Source organism: Lactobacillus kullabergensis (genome assembly GCF_000967195.1).
In the GTDB taxonomy this organism is placed as follows: domain Bacteria; phylum Bacillota; class Bacilli; order Lactobacillales; family Lactobacillaceae; genus Lactobacillus; species Lactobacillus kullabergensis.
Genome location: NZ_KQ033871.1, coordinates 618,575 through 643,598, shown reverse-complemented (window position 1 = coordinate 643,598; position 25,024 = coordinate 618,575). Strand labels below are relative to the sequence as shown.

Annotated in this window: 23 protein-coding genes; 7 read left to right on the top strand and 16 right to left on the bottom strand. The window is 35.0% G+C overall.

All coding sequences use genetic code 11. The features are described from left to right. The first annotated feature begins 61 nt into the window (after window positions 1-61). The 6 genes from JF76_RS03665 to JF76_RS03640 all read left to right on the top strand — a co-directional run bounded on the left by JF76_RS03665 (window position 62) and on the right by JF76_RS03640 (window position 6,838). Window positions 62-874 (top strand): Cof-type HAD-IIB family hydrolase, encoded by an 813-nt coding sequence (locus tag JF76_RS03665; protein WP_045927857.1) that lies wholly within the window; start codon window positions 62-64, stop codon window positions 872-874. A gap of 46 nt (window positions 875-920) precedes the next feature. Beyond that, complete coding sequence (locus JF76_RS03660; protein ID WP_045927856.1) at window positions 921-1,622, top strand: ABC transporter ATP-binding protein; 702 nt, start codon at window positions 921-923, stop codon at window positions 1,620-1,622. 12 nt (window positions 1,623-1,634) lie between these two features. Further along, window positions 1,635-4,427 carry an FtsX-like permease family protein gene (locus JF76_RS03655; protein ID WP_045927855.1) on the top strand — a complete coding sequence of 931 codons (2,793 nt, stop codon included), beginning with the start codon at window positions 1,635-1,637 and terminating at the stop codon, window positions 4,425-4,427. A 193-nt stretch (window positions 4,428-4,620) separates the two neighbouring features. Further along, window positions 4,621-5,385: an ABC transporter ATP-binding protein gene (locus JF76_RS03650; protein WP_045927854.1), complete on the top strand. Its 765-nt coding sequence runs from the start codon at window positions 4,621-4,623 to the stop codon at window positions 5,383-5,385. 2 nt (window positions 5,386-5,387) lie between these two features. Beyond that, window positions 5,388-6,119 (top strand): hypothetical protein, encoded by a 732-nt coding sequence (locus JF76_RS03645; protein WP_045927853.1) that lies wholly within the window; start codon window positions 5,388-5,390, stop codon window positions 6,117-6,119. Beyond that, a complete protein-coding gene (locus JF76_RS03640) occupies window positions 6,119-6,838 on the top strand; it encodes a hypothetical protein (RefSeq protein WP_045927852.1) in 720 nt (239 codons plus the stop codon). Before JF76_RS03645 ends, JF76_RS03640 begins: the two co-directional genes overlap by 1 nt. A 53-nt stretch (window positions 6,839-6,891) precedes the next feature. Here JF76_RS03640 and JF76_RS03635 read toward each other — a convergent pair whose 3' ends face one another. The 7 genes from JF76_RS03635 to add all read right to left on the bottom strand — a co-directional run bounded on the left by JF76_RS03635 (window position 6,892) and on the right by add (window position 13,454). After that, window positions 6,892-8,799 carry a copper-translocating P-type ATPase gene (locus JF76_RS03635; protein ID WP_045927851.1) on the bottom strand — a complete coding sequence of 636 codons (1,908 nt, stop codon included), beginning with the start codon at window positions 8,797-8,799 and terminating at the stop codon, window positions 6,892-6,894. 13 nt (window positions 8,800-8,812) lie between these two features. Beyond that, entirely contained in the window at window positions 8,813-9,184 is a 372-nt protein-coding gene (locus JF76_RS03630; RefSeq protein WP_084600327.1) for a cupredoxin domain-containing protein, read from the bottom strand. A 136-nt stretch (window positions 9,185-9,320) separates the two neighbouring features. Continuing rightward, window positions 9,321-9,524 carry a hypothetical protein gene (locus tag JF76_RS03625; RefSeq protein WP_045927850.1) on the bottom strand — a complete coding sequence of 68 codons (204 nt, stop codon included), beginning with the start codon at window positions 9,522-9,524 and terminating at the stop codon, window positions 9,321-9,323. Window positions 9,525-9,623: 99 nt separating this feature from the next. Continuing rightward, window positions 9,624-10,406 (bottom strand): ABC transporter permease, encoded by a 783-nt coding sequence (locus JF76_RS03620; protein WP_045927849.1) that lies wholly within the window; start codon window positions 10,404-10,406, stop codon window positions 9,624-9,626. A gap of 2 nt (window positions 10,407-10,408) precedes the next feature. Continuing rightward, window positions 10,409-11,206: an ABC transporter permease gene (locus JF76_RS03615; RefSeq protein WP_122052205.1), complete on the bottom strand. Its 798-nt coding sequence runs from the start codon at window positions 11,204-11,206 to the stop codon at window positions 10,409-10,411. Further along, window positions 11,203-12,186 (bottom strand): ABC transporter ATP-binding protein, encoded by a 984-nt coding sequence (locus JF76_RS03610; RefSeq protein WP_045927848.1) that lies wholly within the window; start codon window positions 12,184-12,186, stop codon window positions 11,203-11,205. Before JF76_RS03610 ends, JF76_RS03615 begins: the two co-directional genes overlap by 4 nt. Before the next feature lie 242 nt (window positions 12,187-12,428). After that, entirely contained in the window at window positions 12,429-13,454 is a 1,026-nt protein-coding gene (gene add / locus JF76_RS03605; RefSeq protein WP_045927847.1) for an adenosine deaminase, read from the bottom strand. A 300-nt stretch (window positions 13,455-13,754) separates the two neighbouring features. On the opposite strand from add, the gene guaB reads away from it, so the two are divergent. Beyond that, window positions 13,755-14,900 carry an IMP dehydrogenase gene (guaB, locus tag JF76_RS03600; RefSeq protein ID WP_045927846.1) on the top strand — a complete coding sequence of 382 codons (1,146 nt, stop codon included), beginning with the start codon at window positions 13,755-13,757 and terminating at the stop codon, window positions 14,898-14,900. Between the two features lie 54 nt (window positions 14,901-14,954). On the opposite strand, the gene JF76_RS03595 is transcribed toward guaB, so the two are convergent. The 9 genes from JF76_RS03595 to glmM all read right to left on the bottom strand — a co-directional run bounded on the left by JF76_RS03595 (window position 14,955) and on the right by glmM (window position 25,012). Then, the gene (locus JF76_RS03595) at window positions 14,955-15,380 is read right to left on the bottom strand and encodes a MarR family winged helix-turn-helix transcriptional regulator (RefSeq protein ID WP_045927845.1); all 426 of its coding nucleotides are present in this window, start codon (window positions 15,378-15,380) and stop codon (window positions 14,955-14,957) included. Window positions 15,381-15,390: 10 nt separating this feature from the next. Beyond that, window positions 15,391-16,095 carry an MFS transporter gene (locus JF76_RS10400; protein ID WP_244267924.1) on the bottom strand — a complete coding sequence of 235 codons (705 nt, stop codon included), beginning with the start codon at window positions 16,093-16,095 and terminating at the stop codon, window positions 15,391-15,393. Then, window positions 16,065-16,787: an MFS transporter gene (locus tag JF76_RS10395; protein ID WP_244267923.1), complete on the bottom strand. Its 723-nt coding sequence runs from the start codon at window positions 16,785-16,787 to the stop codon at window positions 16,065-16,067. Before JF76_RS10395 ends, JF76_RS10400 begins: the two co-directional genes overlap by 31 nt. A gap of 134 nt (window positions 16,788-16,921) precedes the next feature. Then, window positions 16,922-18,445: a glycosyltransferase gene (locus JF76_RS03585; RefSeq protein WP_045927844.1), complete on the bottom strand. Its 1,524-nt coding sequence runs from the start codon at window positions 18,443-18,445 to the stop codon at window positions 16,922-16,924. 155 nt (window positions 18,446-18,600) lie between these two features. After that, window positions 18,601-19,314, bottom strand: coding sequence for a hypothetical protein (locus JF76_RS03580; RefSeq protein WP_045927843.1), 714 nt, complete (start codon window positions 19,312-19,314; stop codon window positions 18,601-18,603). Between the two features lie 36 nt (window positions 19,315-19,350). After that, entirely contained in the window at window positions 19,351-19,788 is a 438-nt protein-coding gene (locus JF76_RS03575) for a CopY/TcrY family copper transport repressor (RefSeq protein ID WP_045927842.1), read from the bottom strand. Window positions 19,789-19,812: 24 nt separating this feature from the next. Further along, window positions 19,813-20,628, bottom strand: coding sequence for a Cof-type HAD-IIB family hydrolase (locus tag JF76_RS03570; RefSeq protein ID WP_045927841.1), 816 nt, complete (start codon window positions 20,626-20,628; stop codon window positions 19,813-19,815). A gap of 124 nt (window positions 20,629-20,752) precedes the next feature. Continuing rightward, entirely contained in the window at window positions 20,753-22,564 is a 1,812-nt protein-coding gene (glmS, locus tag JF76_RS03565) for a glutamine--fructose-6-phosphate transaminase (isomerizing) (protein ID WP_045927840.1), read from the bottom strand. A gap of 1,095 nt (window positions 22,565-23,659) precedes the next feature. After that, entirely contained in the window at window positions 23,660-25,012 is a 1,353-nt protein-coding gene (gene glmM, locus JF76_RS03560) for a phosphoglucosamine mutase (protein ID WP_045927839.1), read from the bottom strand. Between the last annotated feature and the right edge of the window lie 12 nt (window positions 25,013-25,024).

Here is a 25,024-nt window from a genome sequence, read left to right as displayed (position 1 = left end):
AGTTAAACCTGACAATAATTACTATATAATATACCTGAGAACTTATATTAAGGAGATTAAAATGACACATATTCCCTTTAAAGCTGTAGCAGTAGACATGGACGGTACTTTTGAAAATGATGACAAACAATATGATCATCAACGCTTTGAAAAAGTTTTAACTAAATTGAGGCAACACCACGTTCATTTTATTGTTTCCAGTGGCAGACCATTATCACGTTTGCGCCAAGATTTCTTTGATTTCTTGGACAGAATTGATATTGTAGCTGATAATGGTTCAATTCTCACTCAAGACAATAAAATAATTGTTCGTCACGTTTTTACCTATAAAACGGGTATTAAACTGATCAGTTTTATTGAAAATAATTATCCACAAGTACATATTGCTGCTAGTGGATTAGATCATTCTTATATTAACAAAAAAGCCCCGACTCAATTCAAAAATATGATGCATTTCTTTTACCCCAATGTAGTCGAGATTGCCAAATTAGTTGATATCCCTACAAGCGATAGTTTAACAAAGCTAACTCTAAACTGTTCTTCCAAGCTCGCTGGCGAACTAGAAAAAAAGTTCAATCAAACAAACCCTGAACATATTCACTGTACTACCAGTGGTTTCGATAATATTGACGTTATGCCCAACAATGTTAATAAAGGGCAAGGCATTAAATATTTTTTGAGGTATTTTAATGTTAAGCCAGAAGAACTCATAGCGTTTGGAGATGGCATGAATGACCGTGAAATGATTGAATTGGCTGGGTACAGTTATGCGATGAAAAACGGTCATGAAAAACTTAAAAAGATTGCAAAATATGAAGCACCATCAAATAATGACATGGGCGTTTTACAAGTATTAGAAAGTTTTCTAGATTAAAATAAGTTTATATCAGTTATTTTAAAATCAATAAGGACAGATTTTCATGAGTTATATTGACGTAAGACACAACTACAAACGCTATCAAACTGGAGATACTGAAATATTAGCCAATAATGATGTCAGTTTTACCGTGGAAAAAGGTGAATTGGCTATTATTTTAGGTGCATCAGGAGCAGGTAAATCCACGATTTTAAATATTTTGGGCGGAATGGATACTAATAGTTCCGGGGATGTTATTATTGATGGCAAAAATATTGCCAAATACAATAAAAGACAATTAACTGGCTATCGCCGCACTGACATTGGTTTTGTTTTTCAATTTTATAATTTAATTCAAAACCTAACAGCAAGAGAAAACGTAGAATTGGCATCGGAAATAGTTCCAGATGCACTTGATCCTGTTAAAACCTTGATAGATGTTGGTCTTAAAAACCGCATTAATAATTTTCCTGCAGAACTTTCAGGGGGTGAACAACAAAGAGTGGCAATTGCTCGGGCAATTGCCAAAAACCCTAAAATTTTGCTTTGTGATGAACCAACTGGTGCACTTGATTATCAAACTGGAAAAAGTGTTTTGCAAACCATTATCAATATGAGTCGTGACAATGGCACTACAGTAGTCATAGTTACTCATAACAGTGCTTTAGCCCCCCTAGCAAACCGTGTGATTCACTTTCATGACGGCAAAGTTACTCAAATTGAAGAGAACACGAATCCAGCAGATGTTGCCAGTGTTAAATGGTAGAAAAGGCTAATCATGAATAAAGTTATTCTGAAAGATTTTTGGCGATCAATTAAACATACTAAGGGACAATTTATTTCCATCATGGGATTAATGATGATTGGTGCATTTGCCTTAGTTGGTTTAATGGTAACAGGGCCTGATATGCGTGATACCGGCAATCACTATGCGCAAAAACTAAATACAGCTGACCTGACTGTTATCTGTAATTATGGTTTAGACCAAAAAGATAGAAAAAAAATCAAACAAACTAAAGGTTTGCAGTCCGTTGAATTTGGCTACATGACAGATACGGTTATTAAAAATAGCCGGGAAAGTTTTCGTATTTTTTCAAAACCAAAATCAGTAGGAAAATATGAATTGCGTAAAGGTCGTTTGCCGGTAAAAACAAATGAAATTGCTTTGGCAGACCATTATTCACATAAATATAAAATTGGCCAAAATATCAGTTTTACAGAAAAGAAGAATATTTTAGGAAGCACTCTGCTAAAACGAAAAACCTTCAAAATTACAGGTTTCGTTCGGTCCAGTCAAATTTTATCAAATGTAAACTTAGGGCAAAGCAACAGTGGTACTGGAGAACTTAAAGGTTATGCAGTAGTCAGCCCTAATGCTTTTAATCACACGGTTTATACAGTGGCCAACCTAAGATATAAAGACTTGCGTGGCCTCGACTCTTACGGCAAAGTCTATACAAGTAGAGTTAAGCACCATAAAAAAGTTTTACAAGATACTCTGAAAAACACCGCACGTCAAAGGCAAAAAAGAATATTATCTGCTGCTAACAAAAAAATTGCACCTCAAGAAAAGAAAATTCAACAAGCAGAGCAGAAATTAGAGACTGCAAGTGAGCAAATTAGTTCCGCAGAAAAACAACTAATCTTCCAAAAAAGTAAATTAAATGCGCAAATATCTCAGGCTGAAACTGCTGGAGCTAATTTACCACAAGCTGCAAGATCACAACTAGAGCAGGCTCAGCAAGAAATTGCTGCAGGCGAGCAAAAATTAAAACAAGAAAAAAAGATCTTTGCTCGTAAATCTGCGAGAGCCAATAATAAAATTAAAAGTGGCAAAGAAGAAATTAGAAAAGCTAAAAAGCAATTGCGGAAATTGGCTCTGCCAAGCTATAGCGTATACAATCGGCGCGAGCTACCAGGCGGTGAAGGTAATTTAGTTTACACAACAGTTGCGCAAGTAGTGGAAGATTTAGCTAAAGTATTCCCGATTTTTCTATACTTCGTTGCGGCTCTAGTTACCTTTACTACAATGAACCGCTTTATTGATGAAGAAAGAATCAATTCCGGTACAATGAAAGCCTTAGGCTATAATGATCAGGTCATAATTAATAAATTCATCGCTTATGGCTTTATTTCAGGTACAATCGGAACTATTTTGGGCATTTATTTGGGACACACTTTGATGCCGCAAATTGTTTATCATGCCTATTACAAATCTATCACGATACCGCCAATTGAATTACACTTTCACTGGCAAATCAGTCTGATTGCTCTAATACTATCTTGGATCAGTTCCGTTTTGCCCGCTTATTTGACCGCTAAAAATGAATTTAGGGAAAAACCGGCCGCATTACTACTACCTAAGCCTCCTGCAGCAGGTTCTAAAATCTTACTGGAAAGAATACCTTTTATTTGGAATCATCTCAGCTTTACTCATAAAGTTACTGCCCGTAATATTTTTCGTTATAAAAAGCGCATGCAGATGACTATTTTTGGTGTTTGTGGTGCCGCTACTATGCTCTTTGCCGGCTTTGCTGTAAAAAATTCGATTACTAATATGAATAACAGGCAATTTAATGATCTCATTCACTACAACATGATCGTCGCTCAGAAGCCTGGTATTTCAAGCAATCAGCACAAAGCTTTAAATAGCAAATTAAAAGAAGACAGTATTAAGTCAGAAACACCAATTTACTATGAGTCAGTGTCTAAAACTGCTGGTAAAACTGGTGATACACAAGATATTACCTTAATTGCTCCTTCTTCTAGCAAGGTACTGAAGAACTATGTTCATTTAAATAATCGTAAAACCAAGCAGACATTGCACTTATCAAACAACGGGGTTATTATTTCAGAAAGATTGTCAACATTGCTCAAAGTGAACAAAGGTGACTATATATCTCTAACGGATAAGAATAATAAATCTAGGAAAATGAAGGTAACTGGCATCACTGAAATGTACATGGGACATTTCATCTTCATGAACAAAACGCAATATCAGAAAATTTTTAACAAACGCTTCACGTCAAATGCATACCTTGTTAACTTAAAAAATTCCACTCGCAAAAACACGAGAAAAATCGCTGCGCAGTTTATGGCTCTCAATGGTGTAGCAGGAGTAGTGCAAAACACTGCAATTAGTCAAGAGCTGGACGTGGTAGTAAAGTCTCTGAACTTGATTATGGTCGTTTTGATAGTAGTTGCCGGACTTCTAGCAATTGTTATTCAATATAATTTGACTAATATCAATATTGCTGAAAGAATTCGCGAACTCTCAACCATCAAAGTTTTAGGTTTCTACGATAATGAAGTCACGATGTATATTTATCGCGAAACTATTCTTTTAACAGGTATTGGCATTTTAGTCGGCTATCTAACAGGAGATTTGCTTTACCGCTATATTCTTTACGTGGTGCCACCTGACAATGTCATGTTTAATCCGGCATTATCTGTCTCAAGTTTTCTGTGGCCGTTAGGAGTTATCGGTATCATTACAATAGTGCTTGGATTTATTGTTAACAAAAAATTGAAAGACCTTGATATGCTTGAAGCTTTAAAATCAGTTGATTAAATAAATGGAACTGCTCTAACAAAAGCAGTTCTATTTATTTCTGCAAAAATTAAAAACTAAATAAAAATATGTTATACTTTATTCATTAGATTTAATGCTCACAACAAGATCTTCAAATTAACGTGTATAAAGAACTTGATCATCCTTCCTTTTTAATTGATGAAGTTCCAACAAATTAATTTTGGAGATAAAATTGAATAATATTTTACAAGTTAAACATTTAATAGAAACATATAAAGATAAAAACCAAAAGTTTCAAGCTTTAGACGATGTTTCTTTTACAATTGATCAAGGAGAAATATTAGCTCTATTAGGACCTAATGGTGCGGGGAAAACTACCACTGTCTCAATTATAGGTGGCTATTTGCTCCCTACTTCTGGTCAAGTAATTTTAAACGGACAGGATATTACTACTGCTCGTAAAAGACCCAACATAGGCGTTTCTTTTGGTGGAGATCTAGGGTTTTACCGTAACGCCACAGCAAAGCAAAATTTACAATTTTTTGCGGATCTGGCCAAAGTACCCTTTCGTAAGCAAAAAAAAGAAATACAGCGAGTTCTGTCTATTGTTGAGCTGGATAATGTCGCAAATAAAAAGGTAGGGAAATTTTCTAAAGGAATGACGCAGAGACTGCATATCGCCCGTTCCTTGTTAAATAGTCCCAGTTTATTACTTTTAGATGAACCTACTAGTGGTTTAGATGTTGAAATAGCGCAAAGCGTTCAGAAGACTATTAAAAAATTAGCAGATTCCGGCATTAGTATTTTATTAACAAGTCACACAATGTCAGAAGTTGAAAAGCTAGCTAAAAATGTAGTTATTCTGGGTGCAGGAAAAGTTTTTTTCACTGGCACCGTTTCTGCTGTTTTGGGTTTGGCCGCAAAAGAAATTAATCAAAAACCCAAAAATTTAGAAGAAGCTTATTTGGCAATAGCGCCTAAATTAAGGAGGAATTAGATATGCGTTTTATTCGTCTTTTCCTCTTTCATGTAAAAGATTATCTTTCTGATCAGTACTTTGTCTGGTTAACAATCACCAGTACTGTTTCCATTTTTTTGATGCAATATATTATGGCCTATGCTTCTCACAGCTTGAATAACCCACAATTGTGGCTGCAAAGTGGTATTTTTGGCATGTGGACTTCTTGTACAACTGTTGCCGGTTGCATCGGTTTTGAACGTTACAAAGGAACGCTGCCATATTTGTTAAACAGTCAATATGACGAGCGTGCTTCTTTAATTACTTTACTTTTACCTGCTTCGAGTTATGGTTTATTTTCATTTCCTATTGCTTATATTCTTGCAAAAATTTTAGGAGTAGCTACTGGTAAAATTTCTCTGTACCAGATTTTGCTAATTTTTCTACTGTGGATCGGATGCTCAGTAATGGGAATTTTAATTTCTTCATTTCTTACTCTTTCACCTAATGCAATGGTTTATGAAGGCTTAATTGGCACCCCTATTTTGTTATTAGCAGGATTATTTGGCAATGAGACCATTTTGAATCCCTTAACCTTGTTTTCTCAGTGGTTTATTCCTATAACTGGACCAATTGCTTCTTTGTCCCATAATAAAAGTCTCAACTGGAATGCTTATTTTTGCAGTTTACTTCTTTGGCTTTTGTTAATTGTGATTATAGTGAGAAAAATTAACGATCTTGTCAGAAAGAAAGGAGCTCTGAAAATTATCTAATGTTTGCTACACAATTCTCTGGCCTTTCTTTTCTCAATAATTGGCGTACAAAACTAACTTATTTCTTTATCACACCAATGATAAATCTGGCCCTGTTAGTATTAATCAATATGCAGTATTCTAATCAATTTAACTGGGATGTTGCGATCAGTTCAATTGCAATAGATGCTGCGGTACTTGCTCTTGAAACATTTTGTTCTGCTGTGATTAATGATGCAGATTTAAAAATTGACTTTGAATTAATTGCCAAAAGACCTTTCAGTATCATGTATTGGCTTTCTAAATGCATTGTTGCCATTATTATAGGTTGCATTTTAGCATTAATTAACCTATTTCTATTGTACTTAGTCGGTGCTCCCATAGTCATTATTGAACGAGCTTTACTCATGCTACCGCTTTTATGTATTTATGGCTGCGTTTTAGGTTTTGTATCTTGGGCCATCTCATGGCAAATGAATGATCCCTACTTTTTGGAGAATATTTTTAGCAGTTTAGCCCAATTAGTATCAGGAGTACTAGTTGTAATTTCAGCTTATCCTGAATGGTTAAAAGCAATTGCTTTATTATCCCCTTTTGCAGAACCTGTTACTTACATCAAAACTGGTAGCGCCAACTTAATGTACAGTGCATTAATTACATTTATTTGGTTCATTATTGGAATTTTGGCTTATATTAGCCAAATCAAGCCAGTTCTGGCTAAAGGTAAACACCATTATTAAAGCTTACACAGTAAAATAGCAGTCGCAAGATTTGCGACTGCTATTTTTTATATCTATATTTTTGTTTTTCCTAATAAAACTGAACTGATTACAACCGATAATGAACTAAAGGCCATTGCTAATCCTGCTATTTCTGGACTAAGTGTGAGACCCACACCCGCAAAAACGCCAGCGGCAACTGGAATACCCAGTACATTATAAATGAAAGCCCAAAACAGATTTAGCTTTATCCTATTAAAAGTCTTGCGACTAAGTTTCAAAGCGCGGACAACATCTTCCAGGTCATTTTTGATAAGCACGATACCGCCTGCATCGATGGCAACATCCGTACCCGAACCCATGGCAATTCCAACATCTGCTTGGGTTAGCGCTGGCGCATCGTTGATCCCATCACCAACAAAGGCGACATGGTGCTTCTCTTGCAATTTTTTAATAACTGCTGCTTTATCAACCGGCAAAACCTCAGCAATTACCTGATCGATATCCACCTGTTCTGCAATAGCGTGGGCTACTTGTTGATTATCTCCAGTTAACATGACAGTTTTCAAGCCTAAACGATGTAAGTCGTTTATTGCATTTTTGGCATTCACTTTAGGAGCATCCTGAATTGCAATTAGACCCAGCACTTGATTATCTTGAACAACAGACACTACTGTTTTTGCCTCATTTTGCAATGCCACTATTTGCTCTTCTAAATCTGGAGCAATTTTAATTTCTTTTTGTTTTTTGGGACTTCCGACAGCAACATTTGTACCAGAAATTTTACCAGTGACACCCCATCCCTCAATTACAGTAAAATTTTCTACCGTTTTTAACTGCAACTTTTCCTTTTTAGCCGCAGCTAATACAGCTGGAGCGAGAGGATGCTCAGATAATTTCTCTAAACTGGCAGCATATTGTAGAACTTTTTCTTTATCTCCCACAATATCTGTTACTTGTGGTTGACCTTTGGTAATCGTTCCCGTTTTATCAAAAACTATAGTATCAATGCTGTTTGCAGCCTCTAAAATTTCTCCATTTTTAATTAGGATTCCCATTTTGGCACCACGACCAGTTCCAACCATTAATGCAGTGGGTGTTGCCAGCCCTAAAGCACAAGGACAGGCAATAACCATAACCGCAACGGCAAAAACTAATGCAGTTGCTATGCTTTTACCAAGGAAAATATACCAAACTAAAAATGTTACAATTGCAATAATCAAAACTGTGGGAACAAAAATATTTGCAACCTTATCAGTTAATTTTTGAATCGGTGCATGACTGTTCTGTGCCTTTTTAACAATCTCAATAATTTGCGCCAGCATCGTTTCATTACCAACTTTTTGGGCTTGCATCACAAATGATCCCGTTTGATTGATTGTTGCTCCTATTACCTGATCGCCTGCCACTTTTTTAACCGGCATACTTTCGCCAGTTACCATAGATTCATCAATGCTTGAATTGCCAGAAACAATTTTGCCATCAACTGGTACTTTTTGCCCAGGCATTACTTGTATGTAGTCGCCCTTCACAACTTCAGTGATAGGAATACTGACAAATTGATCATCGCGCTTTACTAAGGCATTTTTTGCACCTAAATTAAGCAATTTCCCCATAGCGTCAGAAGCAGTTGCCCGCATTTTTTCTTCTAAAACCTGCCCTAATAAGACGAAAGTAATAACAAAAGCAGCACTTTCAAAGAAAACAGGTCTTTTAGTAAACATCGCATAAATACTGTAAATATAAGTTATCGATGTTCCTAAAGCCACAAGAGTATCCATATTTGAATGGTGCTTTTTAAAGGCAGACCAGGCACTAGTAATAAATGGACCTGCTGAAATTAACATAATTATTGTTGTAAAAATAAGCATTGTCCATTCGCCACCTGGCAACATCCATCCAGTAAAAGGATGAATAATCATTTCCAGAAGCATTGGCAGTGATAATATTAGCGACGTCCAAAAACGTGTTGTAATTTTCATTGTTTTTCCTTAGCTATTTGACAATTACCTTACCATGAAACATGTTCATACTACATTCCCATTGATATTCACCTGGTTTTGAAGTATCAATTTTAACCCTTTCTACTTTGCCTTCAGGTAATTTCTGATTTATGCCAAAATCTGAAAATACAACATGATCTAAACAATTGGATGAGTCTGTTCTCTTAAAGTTTAAAGTAGCGGGTACACCCCTTTTAAGAACAACTCTTTCTGGTGAATAACCACCTTTAACTTCAATATCAACACTCTGTTTGTTTGACTTCATAGTGGCTTTCTCCTCTTCTACGTGATGGCTACCAAAGAACCACCATGCAATAAAAGCTATTAGTGCAAGACCTAAACCTAAGATAATAATTTTATTCATGATAATTCCTCCCATTTGAAGCCTATTATTAATGTCTACATTTGTAAACTAAGTTTAGTATAAATTATATATCTACAAATGCAAACATAAATGCTCAAAAAAACTTACTGATTTTTCAGTAAGTTTTCCCCCCCTATTAATCTGCATCTAATCGCTTTAACCATTGAGTCAGATCATTTTTGTCCACCATTATTTGCTTAAGTTCGGCCTTATTATCTGCGGCCAAAAACAGCATTAACTGCAGATATTTTGCCACAGAAAGTCCATAATTTTCCAGGTTAGCTTTAACTGCTTTTACTACTGTATCATCTAAACTAATTGTAAGAAGTTCGTCTTTCAAAGTCTATCCCATTTCCTATATTCTAAATAAAACTAACAGGATTATTTTAGAAAAGCCTCTATAGCTATGCAAGTATTTAATTCAAATTCATAATTCTTTTTATCTACCTGCTCCATTATATTTCTTCAAGCCTAAATTCCATACCCAATGGTCTAAAAAAAGGAATAGTGAAGCTATCAAAAGTTGCAATAACATTATTTGCCATTGCCGTGGCCTTATTAAAATAATTGTAGCAGGACAAGCAATTAATCCAAAAGGCAGGATGAAATTAAAAATAATATTACCCAGTCCCCGATAAATACTTGCAGGGTAGCGACTCATTTGTATCATACTTAAAAACAAATCATTTCTGCCAAAATTTGTGGGGAACCAAAATGCCGAAATTGTCCATAAATACCAAAGAGAATAGTATAAAATGCAGCCAAAAACGCAAGAAAGAAAAAAGAACAACACCTGATCTATATTAATACTTATACCCTGACATGCATAAATAATTACAAATACTCCCAGTATCGAATTAATCAATTGTGTAAATTCAATTGCACTAAAAAAGTAATATACCTTAGCGTTAATTGGTTTTAATAAAATTGAATCTAAGGTTCCTTCTCTAATGTCTTTTTCCATTTTAGGCATTGATTTGACCAAGAAAGCCATTAAGAAGCCGTCAAGCATAGTATAAACGCCAACCAACAACAGACATTCTTTGTAGGTCCAACCACCGATAGTATCAACATTTAAATAAATTACCTTAAAAAAAGCTATAGGAATGCCTAACCACAATATAGAAGAGATTATCCCAAACAATGTGTCTAACCTGAAACTAATAGTTTGCAATAAGGCAATTTTAATTAACGATTTGACTACTTTAAGTTTACTTTTCATAATCAACCCATTACATCAGAGTATCTCTGAAGCCCTTCTTTATTAACTATTTTTACTATTAAATAAAAAACTATCATCCATACAATTTCAATGATTGTGTTTTTAAGCCATATATTTAATGGTAATGCTTTAACAAGCGTATCAATTGGAAAAGAGCTGAAATATTGAAATGGCAGTAGTTTAATTATTTTTACCAAAAAAGGCGGCAAAATTTCTAAAGGAAAGTAAAAACCTGCCAGCAGATTGACTACAACTTCTTTTACCAGTAAAACAAAGAAAAGATTGTCAAACCAGTACGCTACACTACCAATAATATAAGAAAAAAGAAACCATAATATGGCTGCCATAATTAAACTAAATGCAAATTCAAGAAGCACGAGTAAAGAAACATGAATTAAATTACGCGCAACTATATAGACAAATCCAATAATTAAAATCGGAGCAAGCAAAATTAAATTTGCCAGTCTATCGCCCAGCATTTTAGCAAAATAATATTTTTCAATTGTAATTGGTCTATGGATGATATTAGACAATTCTCCTGAATGGATATCATCATTCAATTCCCAGTCAACTGCATACCATACAAAAGAATTAATAAAATTAACCCCAATATAATAAATTACCATTTGATTTTTGCTAAAACCACCAATAGTTTGACCATGATTCAATATTAAAGACCATAAATAAAACATCACTAAACTTGGTACAAGTGCCTGCAAAAGCAAAATTATGACACTGCTCTTATTGGCTAATATAGACTTCAATGAGATCTTGCTTACTGAAAAATAGGTTTTTATCATTTTTCTTTCTCCTCAGCAAATAGCTCTAAGATAATATCTTCAAGCTTCAGGTCATTTATTTGATAGTCAGAGCCTTGATTATCCCGTGCCAACTGAGCGATCTGGTCATCTACCTTTTCTACAGGAACTTTAATTGTCACGGACAAATCATCCTGATCAATAATCTTGGTGCCCAGTTTACTTTCGTTGAAGTTCTCCGATTTAATAAAAGTAATATATTTATTCTGATTAAACCTCTCTAATAAATCTGTTTTTGGTCCATCCCACATTATCTGACCGCTATTTACAATGATCAGGTGATCACAGATAGTGGCAATATCTTCCATATCATGAGAGGTAAGAAAGACAGTCAATTTTTCTTCCTTGTTCAGCCTTAACAAAAACTTGCGTATATCCCTTTTTGCCAAAACGTCCAAACCAATAGTTGGTTCATCTAAAAAGAGTATTTTTGGTCTAGTTGCTACACCGGCCAGAAATTCTACTTTCATTCGTTCTCCCAGTGATAATTTGCGGGTTTGTACATCTAATTTTGAAGTTACATTTAGTATCTGAGCCAGGTCATTGACCGTTTTTTGAAAAATTTCTTCCGGTATATCGTACATTGACTGCAATAATTTCAAATAATCTCTAGGGGTTAAATCAGGAAAAAGTTGCGATCTATTTCCCATAACGACTGAGATTGACTTTTTGAAATCATTTATCCTTTTTGTAGGATCATAGCCATTTACCCTGCAAGTTCCAGCTGATGGAAACAAGGTTCCAGTCAGCATCTTAATGGTCGTGGTCTTACCTGCCCCATTTTTGCCAATAAAGCCAACTTTTTCACCGTTCTTGATAGTAAAATTGAGCGCTTTTACTGCTTGCACTGCCGTCTTTTCAGGCTTAAAAATATTTTTAACAACTGCGCGCCAGTTTTCACCCCTGCTGCTAATAAAATAATCCTTAGAAAGATTATGAACTTCAATCGCATTTTCGTTCATTTTTGACCTCATTTAGTTATCTAGCCAGCACAAAAAAGCAATTTTCAAAAGGACAATCCTTTTTACAAAATTGCTTTAAGTTTTGAACACCTATCATCATACATTTAGAAACTGTCATTGGTTTAACCTTATTACTTATAGATTTTAAATCAGCAACAATTAGATAAATTCTACCACATTTTTAACAGTTTTTAAATATAATTTAATTTTTGGCACAAAATATATTTTCTATCTAGAAAATATCACTTTTTACTTAAGATGTATTCATCTATTTGTGCAAGATAGCTTTCTTTTTCCTGCTGACTGATCCAAGAGGTTTTAAATGAATTTTGTGCTATTCGGACCAGTTCTTTTTCACTCCAATTGCACTTTTGGGCAAATTTATAGTAAACATCATTAATATAATTACTACCCTTATAAGCCGGATCATCGGAATTAAAACTAATCAGCGCACCGTTATTAAAAAGCTTATTAATGGCCTTTTGTTCCATAACTTTGCGGGTGTAAAAATAAGCCATGGGGCATGCTGTAATACCAATTTTTATGTCTATTAAAAATGTCATCAAATCCGCATTTTCAACAATATTTAAGCCGTGATCCAAACGATCGACCGTAATAATTTCTAAAGCTTGTTTGATATGATCAACTGTATCAACTTGGTGCAGATCACAATGCATTGTTAAATAATAACCTTGGTTTCGAGCCTTAGCAAAAACCAGCATAAACTTCAGCGGTGGATTATGATGCTCATCTGAATCAAGACCAACACCTAATATCCAACCTTTTTTATGATATGGTTCAGCTTCTTTTAAAGTTTGCATTGCCGATTCTTGTGAATATTCTCTTAAAAAGCACATTATTAACTGGACATCAATGTCTAACGATGCTGCATCAACAATCGCTTCATGAATGCCTTCAATTACTGTAGCAAAAGGGATTCCCCGACTAGTGTGCGCTTGAGGATCAAAAAATAATTCAAGGTGCTTAACATTACTGTCAGCTTCTTTGCGCAAAAAAGCTGCAGTCAAATCATAGAAATCTTGTTTAGTACGCAAGACCTGCATCCCTTTATAGTAGGCCTTTAGAAATTCCGGTAATCCTACTCCATAATTCCTGTCAATATCCGCTGGAGTCTTAGCACCAATATCAATCTGATTTCTCTTAGCAATGGCAAATTCCATTTCGGCTTCAAGTGTTCCCTCTATATGAACATGCAGTTCAGCCTTAGGCAATCCGTCAACAAACTTACGAGATAATTTTTGGATCATCTTTGTCTCCTTAACAAAATAATTATAAATACGAACATTTTAATATAAGTCTAATTATCCTCTTGATCATTTAAGTTTTTATATAGCTATAAATCAATATTAAAAATCATAACATTTTTATTCATCACTTACAATATCTATTGATATTGTGATTTTGTTCGATTTTTACATTGAAATACTTCGGTAGTAATATTATAATTTTAACAATACGATCTATAATTTTATCTTGACCAAGATTAAAATCACTAGTAAAGTGTAATCAATTTAACTTTAATTTTTTTGAAAAGGAGAGTGCATTAAATGTCAAATTGGACAACAAAATTTGTTAAAGAGGGCTTAACGTTTGACGATGTGTTATTGATTCCAGCGGAAAGCCATGTATTGCCAAATGAAGTGGATCTTCATACTCAATTAGCGCCTAATCTGAAACTCAATATTCCTATTATTAGTGCTGGAATGGATACCGTAACTGAAGGCGCAATGGCAATAGCAATTGCTTTGCAAGGTGGTTTAGGCGTAATCCATAAAAATATGTCCATCACTGCCCAAGCTGGCGAAGTTGCAAACGTCAAAAATGTTGTTGTTCCATCTAACATTACCAAAGCAGCTGTCGATGACAACAATCACCTGCTTGTTGCTGCTGCTATTGGAGTCACAAGTGATACATTTGAACGTGCTGAAGCACTTATTGAAAAAGGTGCTGATGCAATTGTCATTGATACTGCTCACGGTCATTCAGCTGGTGTTTTGCGTAAAATCAAAGAAATTAGGGATCATTTTCCTCATGTTACGTTAATAGCCGGAAACATTGCAACTGGAGATGCTGCTAGAGCTCTTTTCGATTCTGGAGTTGACATTGTTAAAGTAGGTATTGGTCCTGGCTCCATTTGTACTACCCGTGTCGTTGCTGGTGTCGGAGTTCCGCAAATTACTGCAATTTATGATGCTGCTACTGCTGCCAGAGAATACCACAAACCAATAATTGCAGATGGTGGAATGAAGTACTCAGGAGATATAGTTAAGGCACTGGCTGCTGGTGGAAATGCCGTCATGCTTGGAAGTATGTTGTCAGGTACAACAGAAGCACCTGGTGAAGTGTTTGAAAGCGATGGCCAAAAATATAAGACCTATCGTGGTATGGGATCTGTCGGAGCAATGGCTCAAGCCCATGGATCCTCTGACAGATACTTTCAAGGCGGCGTCAACGAAGCTAATAAATTGGTTCCTGAAGGTGTTGAAGCACGCGTGGAATATAAAGGTGATGTTTCTGATATTATTTTCCAGATTATAGGTGGGCTGCGTTCAGGCATGGGCTATGTAGGTGCAGCCACTATCGCTGATTTACGTGAAAATGCTCAATTTGTAAAAATTACTAATGCCGGTTTAAGAGAATCTCATCCCCACGATGTCCAAATTACTAAAAAAGCCCCTAATTACGAGAGATAAATAAAGTAAATAAAAAAATAGTTATTGCTTTCATGCAATAACTATTTTTTTGATCTATTTATCAGATATGGCTTCATTCAGCTTCTGTAAATTTTTTACTAATTCATTCTTCGTATCGGCTCCTAAAATTTCAGCATAACTATTCTCAGAATTAACAAAATAATAAGTTATTTTTGGTCCCAGCTTGATAGCTTTCTCAGTTAGGATTATTGCCTTTAATCGTGTATCATGTTGATCAACTTTTTTGGTAATCAAACCTTTTTCTTCCATTAAGCGTAATACATTAGTAGCAGTAGACTTCCTAATGTTAAATTCATGCTCAATATCCTTTTGATAAATGGATTTGTTTTGGGCAAATGAAGCCAAATATTCAATAATTAGCATCTGTGTTCCGGTTAAGCCAATTTTTCTAGCGTAGTAATCAACATTACGATTAAAAGTATTTTGTATACGCTGTAGGGCTAATCCTAATCTGTTCATTAATCTTACTCTATTCCTTTGTTTTTACCGATTTTGTAGCTTGATAAAGTAAGTATACACCAACAAGAACAATAATCAGAATAAAAATAAAACCTACCTGAGCAGCTTCAATATATTTTCCAGTAGTGGAGCTTTGACCACTCATTTGTTCTACAAATTGCATAATAGCTGAAATAATTGCCGTGCCGACAGCTCCAGCAAATTGCTGCGCCATATTAAACAGACCATTGCCATCTGTATTTTCTTTTTCATCTAGTTGACCAATGGAAGCAGTCATTGTGTCCCCCATTACCAGACCTATACCCATCATTGTAATAGCATAGAACAGAATAATTTTGCCAGATGATAGTGAAGAAGCAAATAAACAATAAAGAATGCCGCCGATTATTTCAAAAACAGCACCCGTCATAATTGGCTTTCTGGGACCGTAACTGTCGAGCAGTCTGCCACTAATTGGTGAGAGCACGGCTCCAACAAGTCCACCAGTTAAAAGCAGAAGTCCTGCAGTCATTGCTGTAGAATGATTAACAATTTGAACATAATTAGGCAAGATGAACGACAATCCTAAAGTATTGACTTGAAAAATAAAATAAGCTGTTATGCCTTGAGTAAATTTAGTATTTTTAAAAACTCGGATATTAATTAACGGAGTAGCAGTATTTAATGAATGCTTGATAAAAATAATTAAACAAATAACACCAACTGCCAGAGGCAAAATGAAATCAATGGTTTTTGTAATATTGTAGACAAATTGCTAAAAGCAAAAATAAAACCGATAAATGTTAAAGCAATGCTCAGAAATCCTGCTGTATCGAGTTGCGTATGTGCAATTTTTTTGGATTCATCATTAATTGAAGCTATACCCATTAGCAGAGAAATAATCATCACAGGAATGATAAAAATAAAGATATAACGCCAACCTAAAGTATTGACGACTAATCCGCCAAATGTTGGACCTAAAGCTGGAGCAACCGCCGTAATCATTGTTCCTATTCCCATAAGCAATCCAATTTTATCTAATGGCGTCCGTTCCAAAATAATATTAAACATTAATGGAATAGCTATTCCTGCTCCTGCTCCTTGGATGACACGACCAAGTACCAAAAAAATAAATTGATTTGCTACCGCATCAATTACTAAACCACAAATAAATAAACTAGCAGCTGTCACAAAAAGTTTTCTTGAACTAAAATTTCTTTTTAAATATGCAGATAATGGCATAATAATAGAAGCAACTAACAGATAACCAGTTGTCATCCACTGTACGGTAGCCATATTAACATGAAAATCATTCATCAAAACGGGAAAAGTAACGTTTCCTGCTGTTTCAATTAGCACACCTGAAAAAGACATTAATCCGGCTGCGAAAATTGAACAAATTAATTTTGCATCTAATTTTCTTTGCATTCATATTCCTCCTAAAATTTAGTTAGCAAGCTAACTAATTAACCATAGTAACTCACATTTTTTTGAAATGCAATAAATTTAAAATAAAGAAAAACTCACCTTGAAATTCAAGGTGAGTAATTTTTTTAAAATACTTATTTATCTGTATCAATCACATATTTCTGCCAGTAGCGCCAAACATTCTCACTGGATGAGCGTTTGGCATTTTCATACGCTCCCTCATTCAATTTTCTGCGTAATTTAGGACTGGCAAAAAATTCTGTAATTTTGGCTGCCAGTTCATCAATGTGACCACTAGGAACAACAAAGCCGCTTTGCCCATCAGCAATCAGATCTGCAGGACCATAGTTAATATCATAAGCGATTACGGGTACACCGTGTGATTGGGCTTCAACTATTGAAAGCGGCGCTCCTTCATATCGTGAAGAAAGAACTGAAAGTTGCGCATTGTCATACACCGAATCCATATCTTGCGTATAACCCATAAAATGAATAACATCTTCTAATCCAAGATCCTGCACCAGTTTCTTTAACATTTTTTCTTCTTTAAAATTATCGTTACCATCGCCATAACCATAAATATCCATAGTTAAAGAATTATTTTTTTGGTAAGCCTGATTAAAAGCTTTGATCGCATCATCGATACGCTTTTCGTGAAATAATCTGGCTATGATTATTATTTTTCCTTTAATACGTTCACTCATTGGAACATGTTCTGCCTGTAGCTGCTCATCAGGAACTATTCCAACTGGTATTGAAACTATCGGAACTTGCGTCCTTAATCTTTTACGCATGTCATCTGCCTGATGCTTACTAGGTGTGACTACCAAATCCGTTTTACTCAGTAATTCGTTATTAGAAATTGAATTATAAGTAAGCGGTGAACTAGGATCCCAGTAATCTCTGAAATGAATGTTGTGAAAATGCTCGATTTTTCTAGCTGATGTTTTCATATTAATCATTGGTACGTTGGTAATATTGGAGCGGTCAGAAATAAACGTTGATTTTTCATCCCCATCCTGCTCATTCAATTCATCGAGCATAATGGTGAATGCTTGACCACTATTCATTAAAGAATGAACAACTCCATGAGTATCAGTCAGCTGAATGTTAGTTGCTGGATAGTAATTAGGTCGTTTCTCATACGAAATTTCATAATAAATGGTATTGTCTGGACGGAAAAATAATTCGTAGACTAAATGATCATCAGCAGTATCAAAAATTTGGGTCAGACTCTTAAAACCACGTGTATCATAAAATTCCTCTTTGATACGGTTAACATCGCCATTATAATATGTAATGGTATCGATGCTACCATTAGGGAACATATTAATGGTCATAGTTTTACGATTGTCTTCATATACTTCATAGCCATTGGTAATTTTTTTCACCTGGTTAAAGCCTGGAATGGGTAAATCTTTCAGAGTAACAATACGACTGGCATAATTTACGGTTCCAGCAAAAAAATCAAACATATTAACATAGTCATCATCATCCAACCCATAAAGAGACAAATTACTATGACCAAAACGGTTAAATTCATTCGTTGTTATTTTCGCTTTGACATGGTTACGTTTAAACAACTTTAGTCTTTTAACTTCTGCGTGTTCTATTCCTGAACTATTTGCATCTAACTTGCTATCTAAAAAGTAATACATTAATTTTTCCTTTATTCTTACATTTACACTGTCAGTATCAATTCTAGCATATATTTTTAAGAAAAATTATACTTAAAATAATTAAATGCAATATTAAAAAAAGCATTAACCAAAATTTTTGCGGTTGATGCTTTAACTTCTATGTATATTTTTAATTAATCTTCTTTTTTAGTCAATTTCAGTATAACTGGCCAAATTAGCGCAGCTATAAAACCGAGAGCAAGTCCAACCCATAAAATTGGTGAAGTGGTTAACGTTATGCCCGGAGCAGTGTTACTTTCAAGCCATTGAACTAATTGATTTGCTAAAAACTGTAGTGCTCCAAATGATCCTATGGCTGCAACCAATAAAATAATTGAAGCCCAATATTTACCAAATAGCATCAACAAAGCAGCTAGAATAAAAACTAATATTGTTGCAAAGAGGCAATAATGAAAAATACTAATAGTTTGGTTAACTTTATCCTTGTTTTCATTTAAACCATTGTTAATTTTATTTAGCAGCAGATTGCTTACAGCTTTTTGTACTTCATTATTTTCCGGGAAAGATAAATTCTTAGCAGATACTTCTCCGTTTTCCTGATAAGTAACACTGAGATTATATAGACTAACATAAGACATATCATTATGATATTTTTTGGGTAACTGTTCTAAAATTTTGTCTTCAACACCAAAATCCTTAGCCAATTTTAGAGTACCTTTTAGTCTTGAATCACCAGTATTATTTACGCTTTTTTTAATTACAGTTTGTGCCATGCCACGAACATTTTGCACATTAACAGTTATTGGAGATTCCAGTAGCAGAAAGCCAGAAATACAAACTGTCGCAGTAAAAATCAGGCGGAATAAAATACTAGCAAATTTTTTCATCAAATTGACCTCCCATAAGAATATTAACTATTTAATCTAACAGTCATGTTGACCCGAAGCTAAACAGTTGCAATTAACCATTTCGGGAGCACTCTCTTTTTTATAAGCAAGTTCTTTTTCTATTTTAGCAATGTCACCCTGAGCAAGAGGCATATCTTTAAGAATGGCTATCATTACCTGACCTTTATGCATATCACACATATGACTCATCATTTCTTTTGTGACCTCAATCATCATTTCGATTTGAGTAACAGTAGCAGAATAAACAAAACGGTGACCGTCTTTACGGGTTTTTAACAAACCCTTTTTGACCAAACGTCCCATTAAAGTTTTGATTGTAGATTCAGACCAATTCTTTTTTGCCTGAAGCTGCTGAATCACTTCTCCAGTGTGAATTTCTCCTAAAGTCCACACTATTCTCATAACTTCCCACTCAGCTTCGGAAATATTATGTTCTCTATTTTTTTCTACCATAATAATCAACTCAACTTTATTTTACTACAGAACGAACTTTTTTATTGCTTTCGCAATTCCATCATGATCATTGTCTTCTGTCACATAATTTGCATAATCTTTTATTTCTTCAATTGCATTACCCATGGCAATTTTCATAAAGTCAGGATTTGTAAACATGGAAATATCATTGCCTTGATCGCCAATTACCATAATTTGGCTTGGCTTAATTTTTAATCTTTCTGCCAATTGCAAAACAGCATTCCCCTTGGAAGCGTCTTTAATATTAATTTCAATGATGCTTGAAAAACTGCGAACAATATCATATTTTGCAAAAGCCCACTGAGGAATATTATTCCACAATTTATCAACTTCTCTCTCATCATCAAGTACGCTAAGACCCACTTTATTAAAAGTAAAATCTTGTGTTATTTCTTCAGCTTTACGTACTTTAAGCACATTATTTGTAAAGGTCGCATTCCTCGCCAGATTAACACCTATATTACGATCACAAGTCCAGTAACACTCAGGGGTTTCAAAGTGAAGGTTAACATGTGCCAATCTTTGCAGTTTTCGCATATTAGTAAAGTCACGATAATTCATTTCTTGATTCATTAATATGTTTCCTGCCAGATCCTGAATTACAGCACCATTAAAAACAATATCATACTGTTTTTTACCCTCCAAACCTAATTGCTTATTAAATTCCTTTACACCAGATAAAGGTCTTCCTGAAGCCAAAACAATTTTAATTCCCTGGCTATTTGCCTGCTTAAGAATCCGTTCAGTTTCCGGTAAAATCTGCTTTGTAGTTGTCAGCAAAGTGCCATCTAGATCAACCGCAATCAACTTTATTGCCAAAATAATATCCTCCTGCACATTTTCACTATTTTCTTTATTATACAAAAAGTCGTAATTACTTACGACTTTTTCAAGAATTATTCTGTTTTAAATAAAAATTATTGTTAAAAAATGATTTAAAATATTATTCTACCGTTACGCTCTTTGCTAAGTTGCGTGGTTTGTCCACATCCAAACCTTTATCTTTTGCTGCAAAATAAGCAAAAAGCTGTGCTGCCACTACACTAACCAGAGGAGATAAATAATAATTTACTTCTGGCAAAACAAGATCATCATTTGCTTTAGCTAATGATTTACGAACTATTGTGATAACGTTAGCTCCGCGCGCGATTACCTCTTGAATATTGCCACGCATAAGATCCGATGTAATCGGATCATTAATCAATGCAATGACAGGTGTACCCTTTTCAATCAATGAAATTGTCCCATGTTTCAGTTCAGCTGCCGCAAAACCTTCAGTTTGGATATAAGAAACTTCTTTAAGCTTTAAGGCCGCCTCTAAAGCAACTGGATAATCGATTCCCCTACCGATATAAAAAGCATTGCGACTTGGTATAATATATTTCTGAGCAAGCTGTTCAATTTTTGACTGACTGGAAATTACTTGTTCAATTCCTTCAGCAGCCAAAGCAAAATTCTCTTTTAAGTCAAACGCCGTAGCGTCTTTATTTCCTAATTTCTCGCCCAAAGCTTTAGCTACAATAGCTTGAACTGCAACTTGAGCTGTATACGCCTTGGTTGAGGCAACAGCTATTTCGGGGCCTGCTTCAAGCGACATGGCATAATTAGCTTCGCGCGCCAAAGTAGAGTTAGGAACATTCGTTAAAGTTAAACTAGGTATGCTTCTTTTGAGTGCTTGTTGCAGCACAACTCGTGAGTCTGCAGTTTCGCCGGATTGGGATAAGAAAATAAAGAATGGGTGCTTTGACATCATTGGAAAGTGATATCCTGCTTCTGATGCAAATCCAACTTCAGTTGGAATCATAGTCAACTTTTCAAAAAGTTGTTTGCCAACTAAACCCGCATGGTAACTTGTACCGGCAGCAAAGATATAAAGTCTGTCTGCCTTTGATAAAGCATTGATAATTTTAGCATCTACTTTAGGATCACCATTTTGATCAAGATAATATTGATCCAGGTGGCGTAAAACACTAGGTTGTTCACAGATTTCTTTAAGCATATAAAACTCATAAGTGCCTTTAGAAGCAGCATTTTCGTCAATTTTTAATTCATATGGCTTATGATTAACTTTTTGTCCCTCAATTGTTTCAAGTTGATAACCATCTTTAGTAATATCTCCGACTTCTCCATCTTGTAAATCGACAAAAGTTTTAGTTTGATCTAATACAGATAGTGCGTCGGATGCAATAACATTAAAGTCATTACCAAGTCCAAGCATCAAAGGAGATTTATTTTTAGCAATAAAAATATGGTCAGGATTTTGATTATCTACCAATAAAAGGGCATAAGATCCTTTTATTAATTGCAATGCTTGCTTTAAAGCCGTAAAAGCATCTTCGTTTTTTTCACGAGCAAACTTACTAATTAATTGAACTATCACTTCAGTATCGGTATCAGACTTAAAAGAAACATCTTCAAGGTACTGCTTTTTTAATTCCTGGTAGTTTTCAATTACACCATTGTGAACCAAATAAAAGCGCTCAGTTTCATCAAATTGGGGATGAGCATTATTTTCAGTTGGTTTGCCATGAGTAGCCCAACGAGTATGCCCAATTCCAACTAATCCCTGTTCATCAGGTGTCATTTTATTTTTTAAATCCTGAATACGACCGGCTGTTTTAGTTAAAAATTCCTTTCCAGCTAAATTATTTAGATAAATTCCAGCTGAATCATAACCACGATATTCAAGCTTAGACAATCCGTTTATAACAACTTCTCTAGCAGATTTTCCAACAATCCCAACAATTCCACACATATATTTCTCCTTTGGTCTAGTACAATAATATCATTTTGGGCTAATTATATAATTCAACTTACGTATGGAATATTAGCTTTTTTAAATTAATTGGTCAAGCTGTATTTTAATAATTGGTCTATACTTTATCGTGAAACTACTGTTGCTAACGCAATAAAAGAGCAAAAATAAATGTTAAAAATTTTAAACTGAGAAGAGTTAAACAGTTATTTCTTTGAACAAGCAAAAACCGTCAAATAAAAAGCAAAAATAATATTTAGTAATATTCTAAAGGAAGCTGGCTTCTTGATACTTTTTGTTTTACGTAAAATTTAGCCTTCATAGACATTTAAGAGAAAGCAATACTACAATATCGGTCATGGTAGTTATATCAAGGCTGTAAATGTTAGAAGCATTGATGGATATATTTTATGTATTAACTACGATACTGTTCGTATAGCTTCAATACCATTATCTGCTGATAATGGTAATGGGAAAGCAAATCTTGTTAATAATAAAGGTGAATTTACCAATAAGTATGTCAAAAAAGGTACAAGACTAGTGGTTGATCATCGTAGTGACAGAGAAGAACTAGCTGGAACGAACAAAATTGTTATGCTTGATAATAGAGTTTTAGAGGTATATCGAATAAAAAACAGTATGAACTTGTTTGTTTTTTAAGAGATGATATTAAAACTCAGCCTCGTCAAAGTTTGCTGCCATATACTAACATCATGTATATAAAATTTGTAAGTGACGCAGATCTTTATAATACAAAAGGAGAATTTGCGGATAGAATAAAGTTTAGGTTAGGTGACATTACTTCTGTTACAGGTCTAAGATATATGGATACGAGCAGATAAAAAAGCTGAATTATTTTATGAAGTCCTAAATTCACCAGCAAGATCCGAGGAGTATAATTTTGTAAAAGCGTCAACTGCTAAATATCTCTTTGGCAAGCATTTAAAACCAACTAATACAGCAGCAGATGTCACGCCAGACAATATAGAAAAAGATTAAAAAAATAGAATAAGACCCCCAAATTCGCCGTAGATTTGGGGGGTCTTATTCTTGTTTACCTGCTTTTTAGCTCAAAAAACAGTGGGGCTAATTTATTTATACGCCCATTTCCGCTTCAACTACATCAGTTATTCTCTTAACGTAAGCATCTGTTTCTTCTTGAGTAGGACCTTCAGCCATTACCCGCAGAAGCGACTGAGTTCCTGAAGGACGAACTAATACTCTTCCTTCATCTCCCATATCACTTTCAACTTCTTTTATTACATTCATAATCGGTTCATGATTTTTCCAAGAATTCTTATCTTTAACCGGAACATTTACTAAGCACTGAGGATATTCTTTAAAGTCAGTTAACAATTCTGTTAAAGTTTTGCCTGTTTTTTTCATTACTAACATTAGATGCAAGCCAGTCAACATCCCGTCACCAGTATTATGATAATCACTCATAATAACATGACCAGACTGCTCCCCACCTAAGTTATAGCCGTTTGCTCGCATTTCTTCTGAAACATACCTGTCGCCAACTTGAGTACGAACATTTTTAATCCCACGCCTTTGTAATGCTTTGGTAAAACCGAGATTACTCATTACAGTAGTGACAATGGTGTCCTTTTTTAGTCGACCTCCATCTTCCATGTAGCTTCCGAGAATATACATGATATGATCCCCATCAACTTCATGACCATTTTCGTCCACAGCAATGCAGCGATCAGCATCGCCATCAAAAGCGAGACCAAGTTGCGCACCCTGCTTAACAACTTCTTCCTGCAGCCTTTCGGTATGCGTAGCGCCAACATGATCATTAATATTCAAGCCATCAGGATGAGTAGCAATAGTAGTGAAATCAACCCCACAATCAGCAAATAACCGGGAAATCAAACTGCTGGCAGCACCGTTGGCACCGTCAATAACGACTTTGATGCCGCTAAGGTCTTCCGGAATTGTATTTTCGATAAATTGTAAATATTTTGCACTGCCTTCATGAAAATCAGTGACAGATCCCAAACCTTTAGCAGAAGGTCTAGGCAATTTGTCCTCAGGTGCATCAATTAGTTGTTCAATTTTTCCTTCCATTTCATCAGATAACTTCAAGCCATCACTACCAAAAAACTTAATACCATTATCTTCGACAGGATTGTGGGAAGCAGAAATTTGTACTCCTGCATCAGCTCCTTGAGCACGCACTAAATATGACAAACCAGGGGTAGTTATTACTCCGACTTCCAAGACTTCAATTCCAACAGATAAAAGACCTGATATCAAAGCATATTCCAACATTTGGCCAGAGATTCTTGTATCACGTGAGACTAAAACTTTAGCCTGTTCTTCTTTGGCTTTATTTTTGGTTAAGACATATCCACCGTCACGACCTAATTTAAACGCCAATTCTGGTGACAGGTCTTGATTAGCCACTCCACGAACTCCATCAGTGCCAAAATATTTTAACATTAGTAAACAACC